The organism is Acidovorax sp. Root267, from assembly GCF_001429215.1.
GTDB lineage: Bacteria > Pseudomonadota > Gammaproteobacteria > Burkholderiales > Burkholderiaceae_C > Acidovorax > Acidovorax radicis.
Window position 1 is genome coordinate 723,221 of the sequence record NZ_LMJC01000001.1, and the last position, 22,531, is coordinate 745,751.

24 protein-coding genes are annotated in these 22,531 nt (G+C 65.0%); 13 read left to right on the forward strand and 11 right to left on the reverse strand.

Annotation, left to right across the window (positions count from 1 at the left end; all coding sequences use genetic code 11):
• Positions 1-13: 13 nt before the first annotated feature.
• From ASE39_RS27015 to ASE39_RS03190, 5 genes are all read right to left on the reverse strand, one after another.
• Positions 14-130: a cytochrome oxidase small assembly protein gene (locus ASE39_RS27015; RefSeq protein ID WP_010459319.1), complete on the reverse strand. Its 117-nt coding sequence runs from the start codon at positions 128-130 to the stop codon at positions 14-16.
• A 5-nt stretch (positions 131-135) separates the two neighbouring features.
• Positions 136-1,770: a cytochrome c oxidase subunit I gene (gene ctaD, locus ASE39_RS03175; RefSeq protein ID WP_029413216.1), complete on the reverse strand. Its 1,635-nt coding sequence runs from the start codon at positions 1,768-1,770 to the stop codon at positions 136-138.
• Positions 1,771-1,800: 30 nt separating this feature from the next.
• The gene (coxB, locus tag ASE39_RS03180) at positions 1,801-2,970 is read right to left on the reverse strand and encodes a cytochrome c oxidase subunit II (RefSeq protein ID WP_010459324.1); all 1,170 of its coding nucleotides are present in this window, start codon (positions 2,968-2,970) and stop codon (positions 1,801-1,803) included.
• Between the two features lie 59 nt (positions 2,971-3,029).
• Positions 3,030-3,506, reverse strand: a complete 477-nt coding sequence (locus ASE39_RS25610; RefSeq protein ID WP_082615305.1) for a DUF2244 domain-containing protein — start codon at positions 3,504-3,506, stop codon at positions 3,030-3,032.
• 151 nt (positions 3,507-3,657) lie between these two features.
• Positions 3,658-4,560, reverse strand: coding sequence for a hypothetical protein (locus ASE39_RS03190; RefSeq protein ID WP_057270147.1), 903 nt, complete (start codon positions 4,558-4,560; stop codon positions 3,658-3,660).
• A 34-nt stretch (positions 4,561-4,594) separates the two neighbouring features.
• On the opposite strand from ASE39_RS03190, the gene ASE39_RS03195 reads away from it, so the two are divergent.
• Together ASE39_RS03195 and ASE39_RS03200 are read left to right on the forward strand one after the other, a co-directional pair.
• Complete coding sequence (locus ASE39_RS03195; RefSeq protein ID WP_029413224.1) at positions 4,595-5,317, forward strand: ComF family protein; 723 nt, start codon at positions 4,595-4,597, stop codon at positions 5,315-5,317.
• 72 nt (positions 5,318-5,389) lie between these two features.
• On the forward strand, positions 5,390-5,917 hold the full coding sequence (locus tag ASE39_RS03200; RefSeq protein ID WP_010459333.1) for a tRNA (cytidine(34)-2'-O)-methyltransferase: 528 nt from the start codon (positions 5,390-5,392) through the stop codon (positions 5,915-5,917).
• A gap of 26 nt (positions 5,918-5,943) precedes the next feature.
• Here the strand turns inward: ASE39_RS03200 and ASE39_RS03205 are convergent, their stop codons facing one another.
• The 4 genes from ASE39_RS03205 to ASE39_RS03220 all read right to left on the reverse strand — a co-directional run bounded on the left by ASE39_RS03205 (position 5,944) and on the right by ASE39_RS03220 (position 8,843).
• Entirely contained in the window at positions 5,944-6,885 is a 942-nt protein-coding gene (locus ASE39_RS03205) for a LysR family transcriptional regulator (protein ID WP_010459335.1), read from the reverse strand.
• A gap of 32 nt (positions 6,886-6,917) precedes the next feature.
• Positions 6,918-7,382, reverse strand: coding sequence for a MaoC family dehydratase (locus ASE39_RS03210; RefSeq protein ID WP_057270148.1), 465 nt, complete (start codon positions 7,380-7,382; stop codon positions 6,918-6,920).
• A gap of 96 nt (positions 7,383-7,478) precedes the next feature.
• Entirely contained in the window at positions 7,479-8,096 is a 618-nt protein-coding gene (locus ASE39_RS03215; RefSeq protein ID WP_057270149.1) for a ParA family protein, read from the reverse strand.
• 108 nt (positions 8,097-8,204) lie between these two features.
• Positions 8,205-8,843, reverse strand: coding sequence for a LysE family transporter (locus ASE39_RS03220; RefSeq protein ID WP_010459339.1), 639 nt, complete (start codon positions 8,841-8,843; stop codon positions 8,205-8,207).
• Between the two features lie 239 nt (positions 8,844-9,082).
• On the opposite strand from ASE39_RS03220, the gene kefC reads away from it, so the two are divergent.
• Positions 9,083-10,990, forward strand: coding sequence for a glutathione-regulated potassium-efflux system protein KefC (gene kefC / locus ASE39_RS03225; protein ID WP_057270150.1), 1,908 nt, complete (start codon positions 9,083-9,085; stop codon positions 10,988-10,990).
• Positions 10,991-11,201: 211 nt separating this feature from the next.
• Positions 11,202-12,632: a Fic family protein gene (locus tag ASE39_RS03230; protein WP_057270151.1), complete on the forward strand. Its 1,431-nt coding sequence runs from the start codon at positions 11,202-11,204 to the stop codon at positions 12,630-12,632.
• 65 nt (positions 12,633-12,697) lie between these two features.
• Here ASE39_RS03230 and ASE39_RS03235 read toward each other — a convergent pair whose 3' ends face one another.
• Complete coding sequence (locus tag ASE39_RS03235; protein ID WP_010459344.1) at positions 12,698-13,096, reverse strand: hypothetical protein; 399 nt, start codon at positions 13,094-13,096, stop codon at positions 12,698-12,700.
• 313 nt (positions 13,097-13,409) lie between these two features.
• Here ASE39_RS03235 and ASE39_RS03240 point away from each other — a divergent pair, with 313 nt between their 5' ends.
• The 8 genes from ASE39_RS03240 (at position 13,410) to ASE39_RS03275 (ending at position 20,740) form a co-directional block, all read left to right on the forward strand.
• The gene (locus ASE39_RS03240) at positions 13,410-15,614 is read left to right on the forward strand and encodes a TonB-dependent siderophore receptor (RefSeq protein WP_242421350.1); all 2,205 of its coding nucleotides are present in this window, start codon (positions 13,410-13,412) and stop codon (positions 15,612-15,614) included.
• A gap of 34 nt (positions 15,615-15,648) precedes the next feature.
• Positions 15,649-16,809, forward strand: coding sequence for a PepSY-associated TM helix domain-containing protein (locus ASE39_RS03245; protein ID WP_057270153.1), 1,161 nt, complete (start codon positions 15,649-15,651; stop codon positions 16,807-16,809).
• Positions 16,810-16,919: 110 nt separating this feature from the next.
• Complete coding sequence (locus ASE39_RS03250) at positions 16,920-17,774, forward strand: hypothetical protein (RefSeq protein WP_057270154.1); 855 nt, start codon at positions 16,920-16,922, stop codon at positions 17,772-17,774.
• A complete protein-coding gene (locus ASE39_RS03255) occupies positions 17,771-18,118 on the forward strand; it encodes a hypothetical protein (protein ID WP_057270155.1) in 348 nt (115 codons plus the stop codon). Before ASE39_RS03250 ends, ASE39_RS03255 begins: the two co-directional genes overlap by 4 nt.
• A 129-nt stretch (positions 18,119-18,247) precedes the next feature.
• Positions 18,248-18,892 carry a trimeric intracellular cation channel family protein gene (locus ASE39_RS03260; protein ID WP_057270322.1) on the forward strand — a complete coding sequence of 215 codons (645 nt, stop codon included), beginning with the start codon at positions 18,248-18,250 and terminating at the stop codon, positions 18,890-18,892.
• A 117-nt stretch (positions 18,893-19,009) separates the two neighbouring features.
• On the forward strand, positions 19,010-19,714 hold the full coding sequence (locus tag ASE39_RS03265) for a transglutaminase family protein (protein ID WP_057270156.1): 705 nt from the start codon (positions 19,010-19,012) through the stop codon (positions 19,712-19,714).
• Positions 19,711-20,187 (forward strand): PaaI family thioesterase, encoded by a 477-nt coding sequence (locus ASE39_RS03270; protein ID WP_057270157.1) that lies wholly within the window; start codon positions 19,711-19,713, stop codon positions 20,185-20,187. The genes ASE39_RS03265 and ASE39_RS03270 overlap by 4 nt, the downstream gene beginning before the upstream one ends.
• 148 nt (positions 20,188-20,335) lie before the next feature.
• Positions 20,336-20,740 (forward strand): hypothetical protein, encoded by a 405-nt coding sequence (locus ASE39_RS03275; protein WP_010459361.1) that lies wholly within the window; start codon positions 20,336-20,338, stop codon positions 20,738-20,740.
• Between the two features lie 39 nt (positions 20,741-20,779).
• On the opposite strand, the gene ASE39_RS03280 is transcribed toward ASE39_RS03275, so the two are convergent.
• Positions 20,780-21,697: a LysR family transcriptional regulator gene (locus tag ASE39_RS03280; RefSeq protein ID WP_057270158.1), complete on the reverse strand. Its 918-nt coding sequence runs from the start codon at positions 21,695-21,697 to the stop codon at positions 20,780-20,782.
• 131 nt (positions 21,698-21,828) lie between these two features.
• Here ASE39_RS03280 and ASE39_RS03285 point away from each other — a divergent pair, with 131 nt between their 5' ends.
• Positions 21,829-22,434: a short chain dehydrogenase gene (locus ASE39_RS03285; protein WP_057226317.1), complete on the forward strand. Its 606-nt coding sequence runs from the start codon at positions 21,829-21,831 to the stop codon at positions 22,432-22,434.
• Positions 22,435-22,531: the final 97 nt, after the last annotated feature.

The following is a 22,531-nucleotide window of genomic DNA, read 5'->3' on the forward strand; positions in this document are numbered from 1 at the left end:
GGAGGTTGCCGGTTCAGCGGGACAGCAGAACCACCTTGACCATGAACCCGACAAAGAAAACAACCGCCACGGACGCCAGGATCAGCGCCATCCGCAGGTTGCTCTTTTTCTGCTCGGGTGTCACAGGCATGGTCTTCAGCCAATCACGCGGGTTGCCGTAGCGTCCAGCTTGGGTGGGTTTTCAAACGTGTGGAACGGTGCTGGCGATGGGACTTCCCATTCCAGGCCTTCAGCGCCATCCCACGGCTTGGCAGCAGCTTTTTCACCCTTGCCACGCATGGCAGGCACCACCACCGCCAGGAAGAAGTACACCTGTGCCAGGCCGAAACCAAATGCTCCGACAGACGCGATGGCGTTGAAGTCGGCGAACTGCATGGGGTAATCGGCATAGCGGCGGGGCATGCCAGCCAGACCCAGAAAGTGCATCGGGAAGAAGGTGATGTTGAAGAAGATCAGCGACGACCAGAAGTGGATCTGACCGCGCGTCTCCGAGTACATCACACCGGTCCACTTGGGCAGCCAGTAATACACGCCTGCAAACATCGAGAACAGCGAACCAGCCACCAGCACATAGTGGAAGTGGGCCACCACGTAGTAGGTGTCCTGCAGCTGGATGTCGATGGGCGCCATGGCCAGGATCAGGCCGGTGAAGCCACCCATGGTGAACACGAAGATGAAGCCCACTGCGAACAGCATGGGGGTCTCGAACGTCATGGAGCCGCGCCACATGGTGGCGATCCAGTTGAAGATCTTCACGGCCGTGGGCACAGAGATCAGCATGGTGGCGTACATGAAGAACAGCTGGCCGGTGACGGGCATGCCGGTCGTGAACATGTGGTGGGCCCACACGATGAACGACAGGATGGCGATGGACGAGGTCGCATACACCATGGAGGCATAGCCGAACAGCTTCTTGCGGGCGAACGCGGGCACGATCTGGCTGATGATGCCGAAGGCCGGCAAGATCATGATGTACACCTCGGGGTGGCCGAAGAACCAGAAGATGTGCTGGTACATCACTGGGTCACCGCCGCCGGCGGGGTTGAAGAAGCTGGTGCCGAAGTGGCGGTCCGTCAGCGTCATGGTGATGGCGCCGGCCAGCACGGGCATCACGGCGATCAGCAGGTAGGCGGTGATGAGCCAGGTCCAGGCGAACATGGGCATCTTCATCAGCGTCATCCCGGGGGCGCGCATGTTGAGGATGGTCACGATGATGTTGATCGAGCCCATGATGGAACTCGCACCCAGGATGTGCATGGCAAAAATGCCGGCGTCCATGGAGGGGCCCATCTGCAGCGTCAGCGGTGCGTACAGCGTCCAGCCGGCAGCGGGTGCTCCACCGGGCATGAAGAACGACGTCACAAGCATGATCGCCGCAGGAATCATCAGCCAGAAGCTGAAGTTGTTCATGCGCGCAAAAGCCATGTCGGAGGCGCCAATCTGCAGCGGGATCATCCAGTTCGCAAAGCCCACGAAGGCCGGCATGATGGCGCCGAACACCATGATCAGGCCGTGCATGGTGGTCAGCTGGTTGAACAGCTCGGGGTTGACCAGCTGCAGGCCGGGCTGGAACAGCTCGGCGCGGATCAGCAGGGCAAGCACGCCGCCGACCATCAGCATGGCGAAGGCGAACAGCAGGTACAGCGTACCGATGTCTTTGTGATTGGTGGCAAACACCCAGCGACGCCAGCCAGTAGGGCCGTGGTGGTGATCGTGGCCGTCGTGTGCGTGATCGCCCGCGTGCCCGTGGTTGTCGAGAACTGCGCTCATTTTGGATTCCTCAATACGATAGGGCGGTGATTACTTGCCACGCTGGGCCACGATTTCAGCAGGCTGCACCAGCTGGCCGGTCTTGTTCGACCAGGAGTTCTTCGTGTAGCTCACCACTGCAGCGATATCGGTATCGCTCAGCTGGGCCCAGGCAGGCATCGCGCCATTGGCCGCACCCTTGAGCAGGACCTGGATCTGTTTGGCATGGTCCGCATCCAGCACGATGGCTGAACCATCCAGGGGCTTGATGGGGCCCGCGCCCTTGCCATTGGCCTGGTGGCAGGCCGCACAGTTGGCGGCATAGACCTTTTCGCCACGCTTCGTGATGTCGTCCAGCGCCCAGACCTTGGTGGGGTCATCCAGCTTGGCCGCAGCCTTCTTCTTCTGGTCGGCCACCCAGGCGGTGTAATCCTCAGCGGACACGACCTTCACGTGGATGGGCATGTAGGCGTGTTCCTTGCCGCACAACTCGGCGCACTGGCCATAGTAGTCGCCGATCTTCTCGGCACGGAACCAGGTGTCGCGCACAAATCCGGGGATCGCATCCTGCTTGATGCCGAAGGCCGGCACCATGAAGGCGTGGATCACGTCGTTGGCGGTGGTGATGATGCGGATCTTCTTGTTGACCGGCACCACCATCGGGTTGTCCACCTTGAGCAGGTAGTTGGCGGGAGCGTCCTTGACGTTGCCGCTGTCGGACATCACGCGGTGGCTGCTGTCCAGGGTGGAAATGAAGGCCAGGCCCTCGCCTTCGCCGGTGATGTAGTCATAGCCCCACTTCCACTGGTATCCCGTGGTCTTGATGGTGAGGTCCGCATTGGTGGTGTCCTTCTGGGCCACCAGCACCTTGGTCGCGGGCAGAGCCATCACGATCACGATGATGAACGGAATAATCGTCCAGACCACTTCCACCGTCACCGACTCATGGAAATTGGCCGACTTGGCGCCCTTGGAGCGGCGATGTTTCCAAATCGAGTAGAACATCACGGAGAACACTGCAACAAAGATCACCGTGCAGATGACCATCATCATCCAGTGCAGAAAATGTTGCTCTTCTGCGATCTTGGTGACGGGAGGTGCCAGATTCAGCTGGTTGACTGCAGGGCCGCCAGGAAGGTCCTGAACGGCATGGGCTGCGGAGCCCACCCATGCACCGGCAATCAGCAGCAGAGAAGCCAGCTTGTTGGAAATGCTCTTCATAGTTCTCACTTACTTCTAAGCCTCAATTTAACCAATCCCTTTCGCGCGCCTGCGTGGGGTCAGGCGGCACGCAAGGCCATGCGGATCTCCGATGCCAGGGCCGGTCGAAGTTCGGGGCGCATGTAGCGCCCCACTTCCACCGTACGGCCCTGCGCAGACAGCATGATCAGCGAACGGTCTCCAGACTTGGGCTCTACGCGAACCCAGGTCCGATCAAACTCGGCGCGTTCCAGTTTGCCTGCCGTCTCCAGTTCCACCACAAGGCGTGAGCCCTGCAGCGAAATCCTCTCGCCATCCGCCGCATGGCGACCGTACATGGCGAATGCAACTCCTACAGCCACGATTTCAAGCCACGCAAAAGGCATGACCAGACGAGCACCGAGTATCCAGAAGCATGTTGCGATACCCAGGGACACGACACACAAGGACAGATACATCCACCCCAACTGCGCCGGCTTGACCGAACAGTTGCGAACGAGACGCCAGTCAATGCGCTGACCCGACACCGTGGCAAAACGAAAAACCAAGCCCGTCACCGGAAGTGCTCACAAGACTGCCAGCCGTGGTGCCCGTCTGCCGTTGGCAAGACAGGCGCAGCCAGCAAAGTTGCGCGGGAAGATGCCCAAAATCTCAATAACCCGGAATTGTAGCGTGCCTTGTTCCATGTCATTGACACGCCGTTACAGGCTAGTTCTCTTTGCCGCCCTGGCGCAACAGGGTGCGCATGTCCTGCAGCGACACAGCACTGCTGGAACTCACCCGCACACGCGGTGCAGGCTTGAAGGCATGGCCATAAATGATTTCGAAAGTCAGTGCCAACTGACCTCCCTGCTGCGGATCTGCCAGCCGAAGCGACAGTGCCTGATAGAGCTTCTCGCGCCAGCGCCGGCCGCGCAATGAGGGAAAGCGATCAGGGTGCAGGTTGCAGCCCAGCTCGCGCAGCTCCTGAACCAGCCGCTCGGGTGTGGCAAAGGTGAGCGTGATGCGCTCCATGTCCATCACCGGTTCGGCAAAGCCCGCATGCACCAACATATCGCCCCAGTCGTGCATGTCCGTGAAGGCGTGCCCAGCTGCGGGCCATCCCAGCTCGGCATACACCGCGTGCAGTTCACGCAGCGTATCGGGCCCCAGGCAGGAAAACATCAGGTAGCCATCTACCGCCAGGGCACCGTGCCACTGCGCGATCAACGCCTGCGGGTCGGCCGCCGTGTGCAGCGCCATGTTGGCCCAAAGCATCTGCACACTGGCATCCACAGGCAGCCCCAGCTGCGGGTTGCCAGCACTCCAGCGGGCAGGGCTCCACCAGGGCTTGGCCAGTGCCTGCCGGGCGGTGTCCTCACAGTGCACGGCTGTTTCGTAGATCTGGCAGCGCGCCTTGGGATAGCGCGCGCTCACCAGCGCATGCGCCTGCAGGCCTCCACGCACTGCGTCCCAATGGCACCACGACTCGGGGGCCTGGCGAATCCACTGCAGGCGGTCCTCCATGCGGCGGGCCACTTCTTCATGGAGCCAGGGGGACACAGCGGGGGCCGCTGCATGCCAGCGGGCTGCAGCAACGGGATCAATGGTGGGAGGACGCTCGGAGGACATGGCAGGGCACTAGGACGCGCGAGTATATTGATTCATGCCTCTTACCGGTTTGACAGGGATTTCGCGCCATCTCCGCGCCTGGGCGGACAAAGTGCCCAGCCAGTGCGCCTTTTGCCACGCGTGGCCCTCGCAGCGGGTCTGCAACGCCTGCGTGGCGCGATTTGCCCAGCCCGCCACGCGCTGCCAGCGCTGCGCCCTGCGGGTGCCCCCGGGCGTTGCCATTTGTGGCGCCTGCCTCCAGAGCCCGCCCAGCTTCGACGCCTGCATCGCCGCCGTGGACTACGCCTACCCCTGGGCCGATGCGCTGGCGCACTTCAAGTTTCGCGGTGATCCAGGATGGGCCAGGGCCTTGTCCACGCTGATGCGCAGCACGCCCTGGATGGAACCGGCGCTGGAAACCGCAGACCGCGTGCTGCCGGTGCCCCTGTCCACAGAGCGTCTGCGCGAGCGGGGTTTCAACCAGTCGGCGCTGCTGGCAGGGCACCTGGCGGGGCCCAAGGCCGACCACCGCACCCTGCTGCGCCTGCACGCCACCGAGGCGCAAAGCAGCCTGCCGCGGTCACAACGCCTGCGCAATCTGCGGGGCGCTTTCGCCGTCGAGCCTGCCCGCGCTGCGGCCCTGCACGGCCAGCGGGTGGTGCTGATTGACGATGTGATGACCACTGGCGCAACGCTGCAGGCGGCCACCCTGGCACTGCGCGAGGCGGGCGTGGCGCATGTCACCGCCGCCGTCCTGGCGCGCACGGGGCTGGATTGAAAAGTACCAAAGGGATACTTTTGATTACGAGCGGTTGCTCAACTCACACGCCGAGCGATGACAATTGTGGGCATGTTCCATATCGTCCTCGTCGAACCCGAGATCCCGCCCAACACCGGGAATGTGATTCGCCTGGCGGCCAACACGGGATGCACCCTGCACCTGATCGAGCCCCTGGGGTTCTCGATGGAAGACCGCCAGATGCGGCGCGCAGGGCTCGACTACCACGAGTACGCCCAAGTTCAAGTCCACCCGGGCTGGACGGCCTTCCTGCGCAACGCCCAGCCTGACCCGACACGCATGTTCGCCATGACCACGCACGGCTCGCAGCCGGTGCATTCCACCTGCTTCCTGCCGGGCGACTGGATGGTGTTTGGGGCCGAAACGCGGGGGCTTCCCCCCGAGCTGCGCGAGAGTTTTCCACCTGCGCAGCGCCTGCGGCTGCCCATGGTGGCGGGCCAGCGCAGCCTGAACCTGTCCAACGCCGTGGCCGTGACGGTGTTCGAGGCCTGGCGCCAGAACAGTTTTGCCATGCCCGACGGCGAAATTACCGTGGAGCCGGAAGGCACCATCATCAGCGGATTTGCCCAACTGGGTTGATAGGCCACTTGGCCCGTGGCCCCGGTTTATCTGGCCTGCCCGCGCTGTTCAGCCATGGCCAAAGGCACCTGTTCGCTGAGAAAGTCCAGGAACACTTTCGTGCGCGCGGGCAACATGCGGCCTGACGGCAACGCGGCATAGATGGTGTAGCGCGAAAAGATCCACGCGGGCAGGATGTGCACCAGTTCCCCCCGGGCCAGGTGCTCTTCCGCCAACAGGCGTGAAGTCACGGCCACCCCTGCGCCGTCCACCGCCGCGCGCAGCAGCAGTTCGGTGCTGACAGACTGCAGCACCGCCGGCACGTCGATTTCCTGGGCCGGCAGGTTGCCGTTGATGGATTGCAGGCGCAGCTTGCGACCAGGCCCTGTCTGGGAACGGGCGGCCATGCCGGAATCGCGCAGGTAGTCGTGTTGCAGCAGGTCCTGCGGCTCGCGCGGAATGCCCTTGCGCTCCAGGTAGTCGGGCGACGCCACCACAATGGCCTCGCCCTGCAGCAGCGGACGCGCAACGATGTTCGCGTCGAAGTCCTCGCCCGCCACCATGATGGTCACGTCGTACTCATCCACCCGCGCCGAGGCATAGGCATCCAGGTCAATATCGAGCAGCAGCTTGGGGAACTCGGCGTGCCACAGCGCCACCATGGGCGCCAGAAAATTGGTGGCCAGCACCGGCGCCGCAACGATGCGGATGGTGCCGCGCAGATCGCGCGTGTTGGCGGCCGCCGCCGCTTCGGCGTCGTCGATCTCGTGCAGGATGGTGCGCACCCGCTGCAGGTAGGCATCGCCCGCGTCGGTCAGCGCCAGCTTGCGGGTGGTGCGTTGCAGCAGCCGCGTACCCAGGTGCTGCTCCAGCTCGGCCACCATGCGGGTGACCACAGGGGGCGACATGTCCATGGCGCGGGCGGCGGCGGCAAAGCCGCCCTCCTCCACCACACGCTCGAAAATCTTCATGGCTTGCAGACGGTCCATGGTTCAGACCTCCTGCCCGGTGGCGACCAGGCTCAGGCCGGAGCGCCGAAGTTGCGCGCCAAAGACTCGGCCACGCACACCGGCTTGTCGCTGCCCTCGCGCTCCACGGTCACCAGCCAAGTCATCTGCATGCCATCGGGCGCCACCGGCTCGGCAGCCTGCAAGGTGAGGCGCGCGCGCAGCCGACTGCCCACCGGCACCGGCGACGTGAAACGCACCTTGTTGAGCCCATAGTTCACACCCATGCGCGCGCCCTCGATGGTCAGGCCCGTCTCGAAGAACTGCGGAATCAGCGACAGCGTGAGAAACCCGTGCGCAATCGGCGCGCCAAACGGCCCGGCCTTGGCACGCTCGGGGTCCACGTGGATCCACTGGTGGTCGCCCGTGGCCTGGGCGAACAGGTTGACCTGTTCCTGCGTGATGGTGATCCAGTCGGTCACGGCGACCTCCTGGCCCACGCAGGCGCTGACTTCGGAATATGAGCGAAAGATTTTCATCGTTGCAATGTAGCCCTGCACCCAGGCGCGCCTTGTCTGCCGTGTGACAGGTGTTTTCCCGGGGGCCTTGTTGTACGTTCTGCTTCACGCTGTCCTTCAAGAATTGAGCCACGCACAGATACCTTGCCATTGCTCCAGGTCGCGTGCCACGCGGCCCGGCGCCACGTCAAACAGCGTGAGACCATGCGCCGCCAGGTGCACGTAGTTCTGCGTATCGCGCAGATAGCCCAGCACCGGAAACCCCAGGTTGTCCACAAAGTGGTGCAACTGCTCGGCGGCTTTGGTGCGCGCGTCCACGCGCATGCCTACGATGCCCACCTGCACGCCCGCCGCGTGGCGATGTTCGGCCAGCTGGTCCAGAAAACTGCGCGTGGCGAAGATGTCGAACACGCTAGGCTGCAGCGGCACAATGATCTTGTCGGCCAGCTTGAGCACGTCGTTCAGGCGCCAGCCGTGCAGGCCGGCGGGCGTATCGAGCACCGCATGCGTGGTGCCCTTGGGCGGGCGGCTGATCACATCCGAGTTGCTGTCCCAGGCGCCGATGGCGCGCGCGGCGGGAGGACGCAGGCCTAGCCAGAGCTTGGCGGACTCCTGCCGGTCGGTGTCGCCCAGGATCACGGGGTGCCCCTGGCTCGCAAAGTAGCCCGCGATGTTGGTGGACAGCGTGGACTTGCCCACGCCACCTTTGGGATTGGCGACAACAACTACTGGCATGACAACCTCCTTGGAATCTGCGGGCCCATGAAAAACCAAGCCAAATCAGCCTCTGGCGCTTGATTGACAAGCGCCAGAGGCTATCAAAATCAAAGCATCAACATCCCATCAAGCGTGTTGCCCGCCACGCTTGACGAAGAACAGCCCGGCGCCCACCGCCATCAACAGGCCACCAAACACGCGGTTCTGCGTGCGCACGGCACGGGCACTGCGCATCAGGCGGCGCAGGGCGCTGGCGCCAAAAGCGTAGCCGTGCATCACCACCACGTCCACCGTCAGCGTGGTAGCAGCCATCACGAGCAACTGGCTCCACAGCGGGCGTGTGTCGGTCATGAACTGGGGCAACACGGCCACCATGAAAATGATGCCCTTGGGGTTGGTGGCATTGGTCAGGAAACCCGTCAGGCAGCGTTTTTTCCAGGTGCCTGCAGACGCAGCCTCATCGCCTTGCACGGGCGATACATCGCCGGCACGCCACTGGTTGAAGCCCACGTAAATCAGGTAGCAGGCGCCCAGCACCTTCACCACGCTGAAAGCCACCTCGGACGCCAGCAGCAGCGAACCCACACCCGCCCCGGCGATCAGCAAAATCAGCAGCAGGCCCAGTTGCAGGCCAAAGATCGTGGCCCCCGTCTTGCGCACGCCGAACGACAGGCCATGGCTCATCGACAACACAGCCCCCGAGCCCGGCGACACCGCAATCAGGCACGATGCCGCGAAAAAAGCCAGCCAAGTCTGCAAGTCCATGAGTCACCGTGCCCGTGTGCGAAGAAGGGCAAACATCTTAACAACGCCCCGCTTCGCCGCGATGATCTGGAAAAAAGTAACCTCTAGCGCAGAACCAACAAGCGCTGACAGCTATCAAAATAGAAGCACTCTATTAGCATGCCACGCGCGCCCTCCCACATCGCTGCGGCAATGCCAGAATCCTGACACGCCCGCATCCCTGCGACACCTCCCCAACGCCATCGCTCGCATCCCCCTCTATGGAACACGCCCCCACCTGGCTCACCTACGGCTTCCTGTACCTCACCGCCGCGGTGCTGGCCGTGCCCATTGCCAAGGCGCTGGGCCTCGGGGCCATCATCGGCTACCTGGCGGCGGGCATCGCCATCGGGCCCTGGGGCCTGGGGCTGGTGAGCAACGTGCAGGACATCCTGCACTTCGCTGAATTCGGCGTGGTGCTGATGCTGTTCCTCGTCGGGCTGGAGCTGCAACCGAGCCGCCTGTGGGCGCTGCGCCGCCCCATCTTCGGCACCGGCACCGCCCAGGTGCTGGGCTGCGCGGCCGTGCTGTTTGCGCTGGGCGCCCTTGCCGGCCTGCCCTGGCGCGTGAGCCTGGTGGGCGCCCTGGGCCTGGCGCTGTCGTCCACAGCCATCGCGCTGCAGTCGCTGGCCGAGCGCAACCTCATGCGCACCCAGAGCGGGCAGGCGGGCTTTTCGATTTTGCTGTTCCAGGACGTGGCGGCCATCCCCATCCTGGCCCTGCTGCCCGTGCTGGGTGCCGCTGCGGGCGATGGCGCCGGCCACACGCCGGGCGAAGTGGCGCTGGAGGTGCTCAAGATCGTGGGCGTGATCGCCGCCATCATCCTCGGCGGGCGCCTGCTGCTGCGCCCGGTGCTGCGCTGGATCGCCAAGAGCAACACGCCCGAGATCTTCACCGCCGCCGCGCTGCTGCTGGTGGTGGGCATCGCCTACCTCATGGTGATGGTGGGCCTGTCGATGGCGTTGGGCGCCTTTCTGGCCGGCGTGCTGCTGGCCGACAGCGAGTACCGGCGCGAGCTCGAAGCCGACATCGAGCCCTTCAAGGGCCTGCTGCTCGGGCTGTTTTTCATTGCCGTAGGCATGAGCATCGACTTCGGCGTCATCCTGCGCTCGCCCGGCCTCATGGCGGCCATCCTGGTCGGTTTTCTGGCGGCCAAGGCCATCGTCATCTACACCCTGTCCAAGCTCGTCAACATCCCCTACCAGGAGCGCCCGGTGTTCACGCTGCTGCTGGCGCAGGGTGGTGAATTCGCTTTTGTGGTGTTCCAGGCCGCCGCCGGCGCCAGCGTGTTCCCGGCCGAGACGGCATCGCTGCTGATCGGCGCGGTGGCCCTTTCGATGCTGATCAGCCCGCTGCTGCTCGTGGTGCTGGACCGCGTGCTGCTGCGCCGCTACGCCAAGCTCAAAACCACGCCCCAGGCTGAAGAAATCTCCGAGCCCCAAGAGGCGCCCATCATCATCGCGGGCTTCGGCCGCTACGGCCAGATCGTCTCGCGCGTGCTGCTGGCCCAGGGCCTGCGCACCACCGTGCTGGACCATAGCGTGGACATGCTGGAAGTGGCACGCACCTTTGGCTACCGCGTGTTCTATGGCGATGCCACGCGGCTGGACCTGCTGCGCATCGCGGGGGCCGAACACGCCCGCATCCTGGTGGTGGCGGTGGACGACGCCGAGCAATCGCTCCAGATCGCCAAGCTGGCACGCGAACATTTCCCCCACCTGCAGGTGGTGGCCCGCGCACGGGACATCTCCCACTGGAACAAGCTGCGCGACCTGGGCGTGAACCTGGTGCAGCGCGAGCTGTTCGAGTCCAGCCTACAAAGCGCCCACACGGTGCTGGAGCTGATGGGCCTGCCCGCCGCGCAGGCCACCGCCATCACGCAGCGTTTTCGCACCCACAACATCGCACTGGCCGACCGCATGTACCCGCATTACAAAGACCAGGCCAAGTTCATCGCCGTGGCGCGCGAGGGGCGCAACCAGTTGGCGGAGCAGATGGCGAAGGAGCGGCAGGAGAGCGCGGCGATGGGGGCCGTCGGCGGCCAGTACCCGGGGTATGGCGGGGTGGACGGTGCACAAGAAGGCGATGCGTCTGCCCATGCAGCAGATCTGGATAAAAACAGGCCTTAGCGCTTACCCATCAAGCGCAAACAGCTATATTTTTCGCAGTAACTATCGACAATCCATCCCGGGTGGATGGGGCTGCATGCCGAGGGCTTAGCTGCGAGAAGCACCACGCCATGACGCGCAAACCGCTTTCGCGACAGAATTTTGTCGCTTAAACTACTTTCACGACAAAAGTCTGTCGCGATTTGCGTTTACGACACCAGGAGCCCCTGCCATGCCCCGCCCTACCCTTGCCCAGGAGCTGGACCAACTCGCTGTGTTGATTCACAACGCAGGCCCTGCCGGGGTCGGCAGCGACGCCCTCCTCCAACAGCTAGGTGGCACCCACGAGCGCCGCACGCTGCAGCGCCGCCTGGCACGACTGGCAGAGCAAGGGCGCATCACGGTGCGCGGCGAGGGCCGGGCCACGCGCTACCACCCCAGCAATCCAAGCCATCCGCAGCAACCGCCTGCCGAAGCCGCGCCGCCCGCAGCATGGGCGACCGCCGCACCCGCCACCGCCGACTACGTCCCCACCTCAGCAGAAGGCGCAGAAATCCGTGCCGCCATCTCCCAGTCGCGCCATCTGCGCAAACCGGTGGGCTACCAGCTGGACTTTTTGTCGCAGTACCACCCCAACGATACGGCCTACCTGCCGCACGACCTGCGCGAGCAACTGCATGGGCTAGGCCGATCCCCCGCCGACCAAACCCCCGCAGGCACCTTCGCCAGAGACATCCTCAACCGCCTGCTCATCGACCTCTCCTGGGCCTCGTCCCACCTCGAAGGCAACACCTACAGCCGCCTCGACACCGAACGCCTGATCGAGTTCGGCCAGGCCGCCGAAGGCAAGAACGCGCTGGAAACCCAGATGATCCTGAACCACAAGCAGGCCATCGAATACTTGGTTCTCCAGCCCGAAAACGCACAGGTACGTACTGACACGTTGATAGCGCTGCACGCCTTCCTGTCCGACGGCCTGATGGCCGACCCCGCCTCCGTGGGCCGCATCCGCCGCCGCGCTGTGGAGATTGGCGGCAGCGTCTACCTGCCCATCGCCTTGCCCCAGCGGCTCGAAGAACTCTTCGGCATCGTCACCCAAATGGCCGCCGAGATCACCGACCCGTTCGAGCAAGCCTTCTTTTTGATGGTGCACCTGCCCTACCTGCAGCCGTTTGAGGACGTGAACAAACGCGTCTCGCGCCTGGCGGCCAACATCCCGTTCATTCGCCACAACCTGTGCCCGCTGTCGTTCATCGACGTGCCGCAACAAGCGTATGTGGACGCCATGCTGGGCGTGTACGAACTCAACCGCGTGGACCTGCTGCGCGATGTGTTCGTGTGGGCCTACGAGCGGTCTTGCCAGCAATACGTGGCGGTGAAGCAGAACCTGGTGCCGCCGGACATTTTTCGACTGCGCCACCGGCAGGCACTGGCAGAGGTGATTGCGGCCATCGTGCGACAGGGGGAGGCTGCTACGGAGGATGCTGTGAAGCGCAGGATGCCTGCTTCTGTCCCAGAGGCCGACCACACGCATTTTGTGCAGCTGGCGCTGGCCGAGTTTGGCGCGCTGCATGCGGGGAATGCGGTGCGGTTTGGGATTCGGCCGTTGGAGTTTGGGGAGTGGGCAGGGCGGGATCGCGGGGATGCAAGTCATGGCGCCTGATTCGAATCTCATCCACAGGGCAGCCTATCGACAGCTGACTTCCTGAGGATGCAGAGTCGCCACTGTTACGGCACATAGACCATCAGATTCTTGAATGCGAAACCTGAGTCCAGAGCTAAGACACGAGCACTCAACACGAGATCACTTCGTCCTTCGGACTGCGTCCATAGATCCACCAGAACGCTCCAGTGCTTGCCGGATCGGACGCAGACGGAGGACTCCCAAGTGTCTTCCGGCAACTCCGTGAGCACAGCCCCGTAATCTTCGACGTAGTCACGGATTCTTGCCGCTGCCTCCAGCGAAAGCGCCTCTGCTCCGGTCTCGACATCTAGCAGACGGTAGTTCTGTTGGGCGAAAGCAAGAACAATCTCCCGGAATACTGGCCGCCAGGCGGTGGGAACAGGCTGCTCTGTCGAGCCGTCTTCGGACGGCAGTACTTCAACACTTGAACTCCGATTGCTCATGCTTTGATCGCCTCACTTACAAATTCAAAAAGAACGGGACTTCTCCCGTTTCGGCCATTCAGCATGGAACTGCTGCGGGCGAAGTTTCCCATTCAAGATTGGAGACTGAAGGCATCTGTTCATTCAGTGCGCTTTCACAACATGAACGTCGCTCGCAGCAAAGCAGCAGAAAACGACTATCTCGGTAGCACCTTTTTAATTTTCAAACGATAACTATTCGCATTAGAATTCACCTCACAGCCAGCCAGCGTCCCGGACACACAACGCGAGCCAGTGCACCTCGCGTTTTTGCCCACTCTCCACCGGGACCCCCATGTCTTCTCAGCCCTCGCGTGCGGTGTCGCCGCGCTCTTCGCTCGCCCGTCTTCGTTCGCCCTCACGTCCGTCTGCCCGCCAGGCCACCCTCTTCGCCCTGACCCCGCTGGCCTTGTGCCTCGCGCACGCCGCCATGGCGCAGCAGGCCGATGCAACGCCAACCGCCGACCCGGCCGCAGCAGCCACCAGCGCCACCGCCCCCCAGCTCCAAGAAGTCCGCATCAACGCCAGCACCGAAAAAGACATGGGCTTTGCCCCCGTCGAGGCACAGACCGCCGGCAAGGCGCCCATGCGCCGGCTCGAGACCCCGCAGTCCGTCAGCGTGGTCACGCGCGAGCAGATGGAGTCGCGCCAGATCGTGAACGTGCAGCAGGCGCTGCAGACCGTGGCGGGCGTGAGCCCCGTCAACTTCGGGCGCCGGGGGTTTGACGACATCAACATCCGTGGCTTTCGCTCTACCGAATCCATCCTAGTCGATGGCTTGGTGCAAAGCCCCGGCATGTGGGCCAAGCTGCAGCCCTACGGCTACGAGCGCTTCGAGGTGCTCAAGGGCTCGGCGTCGGTGTTGTACGGCCAGGTGCAGCCCGGCGGCATCGTCAACGCGGTGAGCAAGCGGCCCAAGAAGGAGGCGATCAACGAAGTGGGCGTGGAAGTGGGCAGCTTCGGCCAGCGCACGCTGCAGGCCGATGTGAACAAGCCGCTGTCCGAATCGGGCAAGACGGCACTGCGCATCAATGCCCAGGTATCCAACGCCGACGACCCCACGCAGTTCGTCTACCGCAAGGACCGGTGGTTTGCGCCGTCGCTCTCCATCGACCTGGGCGCGCAGACCGACCTGGTGCTGTTTGCCACCTACAGCCAAAGTGAATGGCTGCGCCAGCAGGGCATCACGCCGTACGGCACGCTGCTGCCCAACCGCAATGGCACGCTGTCCCGCACGATGTTCACCGGCGACCCTGCGTTTGGCGTGTACGACGTGGAGAGCACCACGCTGGGCTACGCGCTGGAGCACAAGGTGTCCGATGCCATGACGTTCCGCCAGAACGTGCGCTACGAGACCGAGAAGGGCACGGGCAACTTCGTCTCCAACCAGGCGCTGCAGGCCAACCAGCGGCTACAGAACCGCCAGGCGACGCGCCAGTACATGGACTTTGACCTGCTGGCCACCGACACCTCGCTGCTCACGCACTTCGAAGCGCTGGGCGCGCGCCACCAGTTGGTGACAGGTCTCGATGTGCGCAGCGGCCACAGCCTGCAGGCCAGCCGCACTTGCCGCATCGGTGCGCTGGATTTGTTTGCACCCGTCTACGGCATGCAGGCCGTCTGCCCCACGGCGCTGACCAGCGATGCGCCCGCCAAGCTCACCGTGGCCGGTTTGTATGCACAGGACCAGGTCAAGTTCGGCCAAGGCTGGACGGCTCTGGTGGGCCTGCGCCGTGATTGGTCGACCAACGACATCAATGATCGGGTGGCTAACAAACAGACGCGTCAGAAGGACAGCGCCACCACGCTGTCCGCCGGCCTGGTGTACGAGTTCAAGCCCGGCTGGGCCGCATACGGCAGCTATGGCGAATCGTTCCTGCCCACATCGGGCCTGACCTTCGCGGGTGTGCCCTTCGTGCCCGAGACCGGCAAGCAGTGGGAGGCCGGCGTGAAGTACGAGTCGCCCAATGGCCAGCTCACCGGCGCCCTCGCCGTCTTCGACCTGGTGCGCGAGAACGTGACCACGGCCGACCTGGCGAACACCGGCTTCAGCGTGCAGACCGGCCAGCAGCGTGCACGCGGCCTGGAGGTGGAACTGGGCGCGGACATGAAGAACGGCTGGAAGCTGACCAGCGCCTACACCTACACGCAGTCCAAGGTCACGCGCGACAACAACGCCGCTATCGTGGGCCTGCCGCTGAACCTCACGCCGCGCCACACGCTCACGGCCTGGGCCACCTACAAGCTGCCAAAGGTCCAGCGCATCACGCTGGGCATGGGTGGGCGCTACGTCAGCGAGCAGATCGGCTCCTACCCCTTCACGCTGCCGTCGTACGTGGTGGCCGATGCGTCCATCAGCTACGCGGGCGACAACTACCGCGTGACGGCGGGCGTGAAGAACGTGTTCAACAAGGCGTACTACGACGGCGCGATCAATGCCAACGTGGTTTCGCCCGCGTTGCCGCGCAGTTTCAACCTGGGCGTGACGTACTTCTTCTGACGCAGCGCCATCACCCCGCCACCGCAAGCCGACCATGACCAGCCAGCGCACCCTGAACCGCCTCTTCGTCCTGCACTCCTGGGCGGGCATTGTCACGGGGCTGCTCATGTTCATCGTGTGCTTTTCGGGCGCGGTGGTGGTCTTCAAGAACGAGATCGATTTGTGGGCCAACCCGTCGCTGGCCCAACTGCCGCGCTCTGCCACGCCAGCGCCGCTCGATGCGATGCTGACGCAGCTGCACACCCGCTACCCCGGAGCCACGGTGGAGACCATCGCGCTGCCCGATGCGGTCAACCCGAGCTACTTCGCCTTCGTGCGCGAGCGCGGCGCGCCCGCCAACACGCGCACCAAGGTGGCCCTGCGCTCGGACACCGGCGCGGTGGTGGGCCCGGTGGACAGCCAGCTCGGCCAGTACCTGCGCATGCTGCACGTGTTTTTGTTCTTCGGGCCGCGGTGGATCGTGGGCTTTCTCGGTGCGGCCATGCTGGTGCTCATCGTCACGGGCATCGTCATCCACCGCAAGATCCTGGCCGAGCTCTTCACCCAGCGCTGGGGCCGCAGCTTTCGCGTGGTGATGTCCGACCTGCACAAGTCCGCGGGCATCTGGGGCTTGTTCTTTCACATCCTGATCGCCACCACGGGCGCCTGGATGGGCCTGGCGCCGCTGTTCGAGCAGGGCTACAAATACGTGACCACCGCCAACAGCAGCACCAGCGGCACCGATGCAGCCAAGACCCCCAAGCCTGCGCGCAAGGCCGCCGGCGATGCCGCCGAGCCCGTGCGCATGCAGTCGCTCGATGCCCTGCACGCCACCGCGCAGCAGGCCGTTCCCGGGCTGGAGGCGCGCTACGTGTCGATGCGCCGCTGGGGCACCGACACGGCCGAGGCCAGCTTCACCGGCAATCTGAGCGACCACCTGGCCAGCACCGCGCGGGTGGACATCAACGCCGCCACCGGCGTGCCGAAAAAGGTGCACGACCCGCGCACGGCGGGCTTCTGGTCGCTGGTCAATGGCCTCATGGAGCCGCTGCACTTTGGCGACTTTGGCGGGCTGGCGCTCAAGTGGCTGTATTTCTTGCTGGGCATGACACCCGCGTTCCTGTCGATCTCGGGCACCTTGATCTGGCTCGACGCGCGCCAGCAACGCCGGCGCGAGGCCGAGGCTGCGGGCGGCGGCATCGCGGCGGCGGGCTGATGGCCATTGAACCGGTCACGCTGAGCCTGTCGAAGCGCCGCGCAAGGCTTCGACAGGCTCAGCCCGAACGGTATTGAATTCCAGGCCCCCATTCGTTTTTTTCTTTGACCATGCAACGCTTCTTTCTGGCCCTGCACGCCACCACGCCCGCCGCGCTCGTCGTGGCGGTGTTCGTGCATTTATGGGGGCCTTCCGGCATGCCGTCGCTGGCCCAGCGGCCGGTGTGGGCGACGTGGGTGCTCATCGGCGCGTGGCTGTTGATGTCGGTCGTGAGCGCGGGGGCGCTGCGCACGCTCGCGCTGTGGCGGGTGGCGCTGGGCGGTGCGGGCTTGATGCTGGTGGTTGCCGGCGTCGTGGGCCTGGTGCTGGGCAGCGCACACGCGGCGGGCATGTGCGCCAGCCTGGCCGCCGTGGGCCTGGCTGGCGCTGGCATCGCCGCATTCATCGGGCCGCAGCGGGTGCAGGCGCACCGGCGCAAGGCAGCGCGGCACGCCACCGTGGCCACGTCGGGCCCTGCAGCGCACCCTGTCGCTCCCCGTCCGCGCTGGCATCCGCGCGGCTGGGGCCGCTTTGTGGTGTCAGCGCATCTGTCCTTCTGGCTGAGCGGCCTGTTGGCCGTGGAGTCTTTCCGCCTGGCCCACATCGTGGCCACCGAGCCCGCACGGTCGTCCGGCATGCTGGGCCTGCTGCTCGCCTTCTTCATCGCCCTGCCCGCCGCCACGCTGCGCCACTGGGCGCCGCGCACCACCGTGCTGCTGTGGGCGCTGGCCGCGCTGGCATATGGCGGCCTGGCGGTCAAGGCCGGGCTGCTGCAGTGGGTGGTGGCGTCTGCGTTGTGCGCATTGGCAGCCGGGGCCCCACTGCTGTTGCGCGCGCGGCGGGCACTGCGCTGGCGGCGGACGGGCAGTAACGCGCCGCACGCTCCAGCCCCAGCGGCTGACCCACACCCGCCGGAGGCTGCATGAACGAACTCAACGGACTGTGCGCCGCACTCGCCTCGCTGATGGCCCTGACCTGCTGGGCACGCAGCGCGCCCACCCGTGCATGGGGCGACAGCAGCCCGGCACCCCGCCGCGCCTGGGCCGTGGCGCTGGCCACCGTCGTGCTGCAGGTACTGACCGCCACTGCAGCGGCGGGGCTGGCGGCAGGGGTCACCCTGGTGGTCGCCGCGTGGATGGTGCTGGGCTGGCTGCTGGTACTGGCCATGAACCAGTGGCCTACCGCCAGCCTGCAGTGGGCTCGCCGACTGGGCGGGCTGGGCGGCGCGGGCTGTGTGCTGGCACTGGCGTGGCACTTCTTCCAGGCCTGAGCCTTCTTTCTTCAATCAAAAAGGCCGCTACCGCTGGATGGAAAAGCGCAAGCAGCTACTATTTTTATAGCATCACAGTCACGCGCTGAATGCTGAGTGCCCACCCGGCGCCACGGCACAATCGCGCCCATGGACCAGTTGCTCGACGCCCCCTGGGTGCACACCCTGCGCTTCTTTCTGGAAGTGGCCGCCACCATCGCGTTTGCACTCTCGGGGGTGATCGCCGCAGCACGCAAGCGGCTCGACGCCGTGGGCGTGTGTGTGGTGGCCTTCGTGTCAGCCTTTGGCGGCGGCACGCTGCGCGACCTGCTGCTGGACCAGCGGCCCTTCTTCTGGATCCGCCACACCGGTTTTGTCTGGGGCATCCTGGCCCTGTGTGTGGGTGCGATGCTGTTCATGCGCCAGCGGCACTTTCAGCCCACCGAACGCGCCATGCTGCTGCCCGACGCGATTGGCCTGGGCCTGTTCGCGGCGGTGGGCGTGGACATCGCCACCGCCATCGGCATGCCGCCGATCATCAGCGTGATGATGGGGGTGACCACGGGCGTCTTTGGTGGCGTGCTGCGCGATGTGCTCTGCAACGAGGTGCCGCAGGCCTTCAGCGACCACCGACCCTATGCGCTGTGTGCCTTCGCAGGCGGCTGGGCCGACGTGGCCCTGCGCCACCTGCACGCCCCCGACTGGGCGCCGCTCGTGGCCTGCGTGCTGCTCACGGCCGGGCTGCGCGGGCTGGCGATGTGGCGCAACTGGGAGCTGCCGGCCTGGCGGGTATGACCCACAAAAACCATGGACAGCGGCCGGCGCGCGCTATCCGGCACACTGCCCATGGCACCACCGTGACAGCCCTGCACTGCGTGGGCCTGCACACTGGCCGCAAGGAGCCTTCCCACCATGACCCAGGACCACCCCACGCCCGCACACTTGCGCGCCACCACGATCATCGACAGTAATGCGCACGTCATCCAGACCTTCGCGGCCGAACACGCACGCGGCGCCACCGACCGCGAACGCGCCGTCGCGCTCTACCTGGCCGTGCGCGACGGCTTTCGCTACGACCCATACCGCATCGACCTCTCGCCCGCAGGGATGACGGCCAGCACTGTGCTGGGCAATGGCTACGGCTGGTGTGTGCCCAAGGCCGCGCTGCTCACCGCCGCATGCCGCGCAGCGGGAATACCCGCCCGCATGGGCTTTGCCGACGTGCGCAACCACCTCTCCACCGAGCGCATGCGCGAGACCATGAAGACCGACCTCTTCATCTGGCACGGCTACACCGACATCTGGCTCGATGGCCAATGGCGCAAGGCCACGCCGGCCTTCAACATCGAGCTGTGCGACCGCTTCGGGCTGCTGCCGCTCGAGTTCGATGGCGAGAACGATTCGATCTACCACCCGTTTGACAAGACCGGCCAGCGCCACATGGAGTACGTGCACCAGCGCGGCGCGTTTGACGACATGCCGCTCGCGCAGATCGTGGCGGACTTCCAGGCGGTGTACGGCGGCTGGCTCGACAGCGCCAGTGGTGGCAGCGGCACGACCAGCGCACTGCACGGGGCAAGCTTTGAGAGCGACGTGGAGCAGGAGGCCGCGCGATGACGCACGCCCCTGCGCACAGCGCCTCGGACAACACGCCCCCCGCCGCCAGAGGCCCCGAAATCCCCGAAGGCTTTGTGATGCTGGCCATGGGCGGACCCTTCATCCAAAATAACGGCCCGCTGTACGTGCGGCGTGAGGGCACCGTGGTGCAGTTTGGTTTTCGCGTGGAGCAACGCCACGTGAACACCATGGGCAACCTGCACGGCGGCATGATGGCCACGTTCTGCGACATGCTGCTGCCCCTGTCGGTGCACAGCAAGAGCACGGCCGTGGCGGACCGGTTTCTGCCCACCATCAGCCTGCAGGTTGACTACCTGGCCCCCGCCCGGCTGGGCATGTGGGTGCAGGGCGAGGCCGAGCCACTGCGCATCACACGCTCGCTGGTGTTTGCGCAGGGCCTGGTCACTGCGGACGGCGAGCCCTGCGCGCGGGTGAGCGGGGTATTCAAGATCGGGCCCGTGGGGCCGGCTTAGAGCGGCGAACGAAACTCTTCTGGCGTTGTTGCCGCGTCTTGTCGTATTACTCGTACTGCCTGCGACGCAGCGCCTAGCCAGAACCGCTTCGCTGAGTTTGGTTAGCTGCTCTCAGCGACACCAGCACCCTTAACACACAAGGACCTCCATGACGCCCACGGCCCCCGACCTGCGCACCGAAGTGCAGCACTTCTTCGATGACTTCGTTGCCGCGTTCAGCGCCTTCAGCGGCCCGCGCATCGCCGAGCGCTATGGCGCGCCCTATGTGGCCGTGGATGCACGGGGCGCGTGGCAGCGCTTCCACACGGGCGGCGAAACAGGGGACTACTTCCAGCAGGTGGTCATGCAATACCACGGCCAGGGCTGCCGCAGTTGCCGCTTTTGCGACCTGGAGGTGCAGGCCCTTGGCCCCAGCGGCGCGCTGGCCACCGTGACCTGGGAGCTGCTGCGCGAGGACGCCAGCGTGCTCAGCACCTGGCGTGAGTCGTACACACTGGTGCGCGGCGAGGACGGGCGCCTTGCCGTGGCCGCATCGGTAGACCACGCCGGGTAACAGGTGCGCGTAGCGGGCCCCCCTCAGGCCTGGCGCGCGCTATGCCTGCGGCGCAGCGCCCTTGGCATCGCCCGCAATCCCCAGCACCCCCACCACATGCTCCACAAACCTCGCCAGCTTGGGCAGCTGCCGCCGGTCTGGTGCATAAACCAGGTGCACGGCGCGCGCCACGGGCAGGCAGGGATGCATCACCGGCACCAGGGCGCCGCTGGCGAGGTCGTCGGCCAGTAGCACCTCAGGCTGCATGATCAGGCCCAGGCCGCGCAGCGCAGCCTGGCGCAGGCCGTCGCCCTGGTTGCAGGTCAGGCGGGCATGCTCGGGCCAGAAAAATTCCTCGTTGCCGTCGCGCAGCGTCCATTCCACACGGCGCTGCCACACCGAGTGGCTCAGGCACTGGTGGCGGGCCAGGTCGGCCGCGCGCTCGGGCGTGCCGTGGCGCCGTAGGTAGGCCGGCGCAGCGGCAATCACCATGCGGTAGGGGCGCAGCGGGCGGGCCACCAGGCCCTCGTCAGACACTTTGCCGATGCGCACCGCCACGTCAAAGCCCTCGCCCGCCAGGTCCACCACGCTGTCGGTGAGCTGCAGATCCACGCGCACCTGTTCGTGGCGCTGCAGAAAGTCGGCCACCAGCGGCGCGATGACGTGGTTGCCCAGCGTGAAGGGTGCGCTCACGCGCAGCAGGCCCTGGGGCACGGCGCGGCTGCGCTCCACGGCGGATTCGGCCCAGCGCACCTGCTCGAGCACGCGCTTGCTGTCTTCATAGAACGCAGCGCCCACTTCGGTCAGGCTGTTCTGGCGCGTGCTGCGCTGGAAAAGCCGCGCACCCAGGTGGCCCTCGAGCTGCTGGATGTGTTTGCCCACCATCACGGCGGAGATGCCCAGCTGGCGCGCGGCGGCGGCAAAACTGCCGGCCTCGACCACGGCGGCCATGACCTCCATGTTGCGGAGCTTGTCCATGGCGATTCCTAATCAATAGTTAGTACAAGAAGAACTTCAATGTACTTTATGCATTGATTGATTAGCAAAAGAATCGGGGCTGTCGATTGTTGTTCTTTCTTCAACCCTTCTTTCACTTCAAGGAAATCACCATGTCCAAGATTCTTCTCATCGGCGCCAGCGGCACCATCGGCCAGGCCGTGCAAGCCAACCTGGGCGCACGCCACGACGTGATCACCGTGGGCCGGAGCAGCGGCACGCACCGCGCAGACCTGTCTCAGCCCGCGTCGCTGGCTGCGCTGTTTGCCGCGGTCGGCCGCGTGGACGCCATCGTCAACACCGCCGGCAACCTGCACTTTGGTCCCCTCACCGAGATGACGGCCGAGCAGTTCAACCTGGGTTTGCAGGACAAGCTGCTGGGCCAGGTACAACTGGCGTTGCTGGGCCACAAATACCTGAACGATGGCGGCTCCATCACGCTGATCAGCGGGGTGCTCTCCATCGAGCCCATCCGCAACGGCGCCAACGCCACGGCGGTGAATGCCGCCATCGAAGGCTTCGTGGCCGCCGCTGCCATCGAGCTGCCGCGCGGGCTGCGCATCAACGCCGTGAGCCCCACCATCCTGACCGAGTCGGTGGGGGTGTATGGGCCGTTCTTCCCCGGGTTCGAGCCCGTGCCCGCTGAACGCGCAGCCCGTGCCTACCAGCGCAGCGTGGAGGGCGGGCAGACGGGGCAGGTGTACCGCGTGAATGCCTGATTGCCCCACTGCATGTTGCTATATTTTTAGCAGCAATAAAGCATTACCAATCAAGCGCTACCGGCCATTTTTATTCAAATTTTTGCAACACTCAGGG